This is a genomic window from Chryseobacterium sp. (assembly GCF_041914225.1).
GTDB lineage: Bacteria > Bacteroidota > Bacteroidia > Flavobacteriales > Weeksellaceae > Chryseobacterium.
Genome location: NZ_JAYSDT010000094.1, coordinates 1 through 4978 on the forward strand (window position 1 = coordinate 1; position 4978 = coordinate 4978).

6 protein-coding genes are annotated in these 4978 nt (G+C 37.6%); 3 read left to right on the plus strand and 3 right to left on the minus strand.

Annotation, left to right across the window (positions count from 1 at the left end; all coding sequences use genetic code 11):
* Positions 1 to 89 (plus strand): 50S ribosomal protein L34 (locus ACE3RB_RS19660; RefSeq protein WP_374465764.1); only part of this gene is annotated, 89 nt, incomplete at its 5' end.
* A 155-nt stretch (positions 90 to 244) separates the two neighbouring features.
* Complete coding sequence (locus ACE3RB_RS19665; protein WP_374465759.1) at positions 245 to 955, plus strand: cell division ATP-binding protein FtsE; 711 nt, start codon at positions 245 to 247, stop codon at positions 953 to 955.
* 58 nt (positions 956 to 1013) lie between these two features.
* Here ACE3RB_RS19665 and ACE3RB_RS19670 read toward each other — a convergent pair whose 3' ends face one another.
* From ACE3RB_RS19670 to ACE3RB_RS19680, 3 genes are read right to left on the minus strand one after another with little or no spacing between them, the layout of a single operon-like run.
* Positions 1014 to 1706, minus strand: coding sequence for a tRNA1(Val) (adenine(37)-N6)-methyltransferase (locus ACE3RB_RS19670; protein ID WP_374465760.1), 693 nt, complete (start codon positions 1704 to 1706; stop codon positions 1014 to 1016).
* Entirely contained in the window at positions 1706 to 3160 is a 1455-nt protein-coding gene (locus ACE3RB_RS19675; RefSeq protein WP_374465761.1) for an ATP-binding protein, read from the minus strand. The genes ACE3RB_RS19670 and ACE3RB_RS19675 overlap by 1 nt, the downstream gene beginning before the upstream one ends.
* Before the next feature lies 1 nt (position 3161).
* Complete coding sequence (locus ACE3RB_RS19680; RefSeq protein WP_374465762.1) at positions 3162 to 3746, minus strand: riboflavin synthase; 585 nt, start codon at positions 3744 to 3746, stop codon at positions 3162 to 3164.
* Between the two features lie 48 nt (positions 3747 to 3794).
* On the opposite strand from ACE3RB_RS19680, the gene pdxA reads away from it, so the two are divergent.
* Positions 3795 to 4886: a 4-hydroxythreonine-4-phosphate dehydrogenase PdxA gene (gene pdxA, locus ACE3RB_RS19685; RefSeq protein WP_374465763.1), complete on the plus strand. Its 1092-nt coding sequence runs from the start codon at positions 3795 to 3797 to the stop codon at positions 4884 to 4886.
* The last annotated feature ends 92 nt before the right edge of the window (positions 4887 to 4978 follow it).

Below are 4978 nucleotides of genomic sequence, written 5' to 3' on the forward strand. Positions count from 1 at the left end.
CTACGCCAAATGGAAGAAGAGTTTTGGCTGCGAGAAGAGCTAAAGGCAGAAAGAGATTAACTGTAAGTGCAGCACGCGCTAAGAGATAATTTCTACATTATCATATACAAAACATGCTTGAGAAGTTACTTTTCAGGCATTTTTTGTTGTTAAAATTTACTAAAATTAGAGTCAGATAGACATCTTTTTTCTATTTTTAAAGATTGAAATTTTTTTGTTAGAAAACAGCCTTTAAAATTTAATTATGCCACATACACATATCTCCGGAGATAACATCATAAGTTTACAACACGCCAAGATTGCGCAAAAAAACTTTACTGTACTTTCTGATGTAAATCTTAACATTAAAAAAGGCAGATTCTGCTATCTTATCGGAAAAACAGGTTCCGGAAAAAGTTCTCTTCTGAAAACGCTTTACGGGCACATTCCATTGGCATCAGGACACGGAGCGGTTGTAGGGTTTGATCTGGCAAAGCTAAAGCCTTCCGACATTCCTAACCTAAGAAGAAAATTAGGAATCGTATTCCAGGACTTCCAGTTACTTTCAGACAGAACCGTTGAAAAGAACTTAAAATTTGTTCTTGAAGCAACAGGCTGGAATGACAAAATAAAAATGGAAGACCGCATCAACGAGGTTTTGGGAAGCGTGAACATGAAAAGCAAAAAGCACAAAATGCCTCATGAACTTTCCGGAGGAGAACAACAACGTATTGCTATCGCAAGAGCTCTTCTTAACCATCCCGATCTTATCTTAGCGGATGAGCCTACAGGAAACCTTGACCCTGAAACTTCCAACGAAATTATGACGTTATTGAAGCAGGTTGCTCTTGAAAATGGTGCCGCTGTAGTAATGGCAACACACGATTACCACATGATCCAGAACTTTCCTGGAGAAGCTATCAGATGTGAAGACGGAAAAGTTTCTGTGCTGGATACTTCAGAACTATTTGAATAAGAACTAAAGATTAAGAAGTCAGAAACAACTAACTTCTAAAATCTAATTTCTAACTTCTTTACTTAAAAACATGAAACTCTTTAGTGAGTTCAAGATATGGGTCCGAGTATTGTCTCGGACTTTTTTCTATAATAAAATCAGACTCATCAATCTCTTTTGCTTCTGAAGAAAACTCCAGAATAAGTCTTTTGGTCTTTGAACCATCAATTCCTTTAATATTAATCTTTCTTTTCAGGTACAGATTACTCTCTTTACCTATTGAAATGAAAATCTCTCCTGCTTCAACAGGTATGATCACGGAAAAAATTCCGCTGCCAGACAACAATTCTGCCGCCCTGGTTATCAACTGGCTGAAGTTCAGTTCTACTGTCTGACGGGCTATCTTATCTTTTTCAGATCCTGATTCTTCAAAATACGGAGGATTGGATATGATAAGATCAAACCGGTCACCCGCTTCAAAAGTTTTAAAATCCTGATGTCTATTTTTTAATCTTTTATAAAAAGGAGAATTTTCAAAATTGAGCCTGGTAAGCTGTGCTGCATCTTCATTAATATCCAGTCCTAAAAATTCAGCATGAGGATTCCTTTGGGCCAGCATCAGGGAAATTAATCCTGTACCGGTGCCTACTTCCAAAACACGGGAAGCCAATTCAACATCAGCCAAAGCTCCAAGCAGGACACCGTCTGTTCCTACACGGAAGACGTCTTTAGATTGCTGAATTTCAAATTGCTTAAACGTAAAAGGTTTCACTATAAATTGGTAGGCAGTGTAATAATGAATGTGGATCCTTTCCCTACTTCTGATTTCATAGAGATCTCACCTTTATAGTCTTCAATCATTTTTCTTACCATCGACAACCCGAGGCCCATTCCACTGCTTTTAGACGTGAAATTCGGTTCAAAAATCCTTTCATACATGTTTTCAGGAATTCCTATTCCGTTATCCTGAACAGAGATCATCACTCTTCTCTGATGCTGTTCCACATCTACATTAATGATCAGTTTCCTCTGGTCGCTTTCCGCCTGCTTTGCATTGGTAACAAGGTTGGTTATGATTCTGGAAAGATAAATCCTGTCCATATTGATCATAATATTGCTCTTATTGGCATGCATGAAAATACTGTCATCATTAAAGACCCGGAGAATATCTTCAACTTCTGTATTGAGGTTGATTACTTCATTATTTTTTTCAGGAAGTTTTGCAAATTCCGAAAAAGCAGAAGCTACTGTAGCAATCAGATCAATCTGATCTACAATAGTTTTACTCATCTGTTTTACCCTTTCTCTGATATTCGGATCTTCAGGATCAAATTTCCTTTCAAAATTCTGGATGGTCAGCTTCATCGGAGTCAACGGGTTTTTCACCTCATGGGCTACCTGCTTTGCCATCTCTCTCCAGGCTTCTTCGGAAGCCTTAAATCTAAGCCTCTCTTTCTGATCCTGAATCTGCAGAATCATTCTGTTATAAGCTCTCGCCAGCGCATTAAGCTCATCATTCTTATAATATCTGATAGGACGCATTTCGTTTTCAAACAAGGTAATACGTGTAATCATATCAGAGAATTTCGTAATGGTTTTTGCAAGGCTGTTAGAGGTAACCCAGCTGATCCAGATACTAAAAAGTATGAGGAATATATCGACCAGAAGAATATATTTTACATATTGATGAAGAACATCCAGGTAAGCAGACTCATTATGATATAAAGGAATATAAACAATCCCGATGGGCTCAAGCTCATTATTTTTCAGCAAAAGATAGGAAGAGGTCAGCTTGGCATCTTTAGCAGCATCATACCTTGTCAGATCAACTCTTGCATCAGTAGAAAGGATTTTATTAATGATATCAATGGAAATCGTCTTCTGGTCTATCAGGCTTTCATCTTTGTTGGAAAGCAAATAGTTCCCCTTCAGATCATAAATAACAATATCATGCTGGTTAATATCTGCAATTTCAAAAATTTTGTTTCCCAAAACTGTAGGAAGATCCTCTGTTTCCACCAATGTACGGCTTACCGCATAGTCCAGATACCGCATTACAGCATTGGTCTTCTCCTGCATGTCAATATTACTTTGCTGCATGGAGTTATTCCTTAATACAAAATAAGGAACAAGCGAAGTGGCAACAACACTTAAGAAGCATACCAGCAGAAAACCGAAAAACACCCGATTCCTTAAGCTATATCCTTTATACTTATTAATTGACATTCTACTTTTTAATTAACCTAGCAATATACTTACCAATGATATCAAATTCCAGGTTTACTTTATCACCAACTTTCAAATGTTTCATATTCGTAAATTCCCAGGTATAAGGAATAATAGCTACGGAAAACTGAGCATCTTCACTTTTAGCAACAGTAAGACTGATCCCGTTTACTGTAATGGAACCCTGAGGCACCGTTACAAAACTTCCGTCATTTTCATATTTCATGGTAATGAAATAACTTCCGTCTTTATTTTCAATACTTACTACTTCACCGGTTTTATCAACGTGTCCCTGAACGATATGGCCATCCAGTCTTCCATCCATCTTCATGCAGCGCTCAAGATTCACAACAGTTCCCAGTTCCCATTTTCCAAGATTGGTTTTTTCCAATGTTTCGTTGATTGCTGTAACTACATAATGATTGTCTTTAATCTCTACAACCGTAAGGCAGCAGCCGTTGTGCGCCAGGCTCTGGTCAATTTTCAGCTCGTTTGTAAAAGGACATGTAAGGGTAAAATCTATATTGCTTCCTTTTTCTTCAATCTTCTCAATAACACCAACTGCTTCAATAATTCCTGTGAACATATTATTTTTTGCTAAATTTGTAAATTATAATCTTCAAAGATAATCAAAATGAGCCCAAAAAACCATAAAGTACGAGTAGGAATTTCAATCGGTGATTTCAACGGCATCGGTCCGGAGATCATTATGAAGTCTCTGAAAGACAAAACTATTACAGATTTTTTCACTCCTGTAATTTTTGGTTCGGGGAAACTATTCACTTATCAGAAAAATATTTTTAAGCTGAATCTCAATTTCAACTACATCAATGAAGCTTCACAGGCCCAGGCAGGTAAGCTTAATATGGTAAATCTTACCAAAGAAAACGTGAATGTAGAATTGGGAGTTCCCACTGAAGAGTCTACTAAAATGGCGATTGATTCTCTGGAAGCAGCTACTGAAGCCTTGATGAGAGGTGATATTGATGTGTTGGTAACCGCACCGATCAACAAGGATGAAATGGTAAAGATGGGCTTTAAACATGCCGGACACACAGGATATTTTGAGGAGAAATTCAGCAAAAAAGGACTTATGTTCCTCGTGACTGAAGATCTTAAAGTAGCTGTTTCTACACATCATATTCCTATTGCACAGGTTGCTGAAAATATTTCCAAAGAAAAAATAAAGAAGCAGATCAGAGTATTGAACCAAACGCTTGTAGAAGATTTCTGTATTCAAAAACCTAAAATTGCCGTATTGGGATTAAATCCGCACGCTGGCGATGGTGGTGTTATCGGAAATGAAGAAATTGAAATCATCAGTCCGGCCATCAAAGAACTTTCTGACAACGGAATACTGGCATTCGGACCTTTCCCGGCAGACAGCTTTTTCCAGCCAAACAAATACAAAAATTTTGATGCAGTGCTCGCAATGTATCATGATCAGGGGCTGGCTCCGTTCAAAACATTAGCGTATGAAGAAGGGGTAAATTATACTGCAGGGCTTCCTTTTATCAGAACATCTCCGGACCACGGGGTGGCTTATGATATTGCAGGAAAAAACATCGCTGATGAACAAAGTTTTACAGAAGCCATCTTCACTGCTATTAAGGTTTTCAAAGACAGAAGTGAATACAGCGAACTGATGAGCGACCGCCTGCAGCCTAGAAAAATGGCTGTAGACAACGGAATCGATGAAGATCTACCGGAGGAAACTGAAGCATAAATCTTTAAAACAAATTTTAAATTAATTTGTTTCAGATTTTATTTGTTATTATAAAAAAAATGCATATTTTTGCACACTCATTTTATGGACAA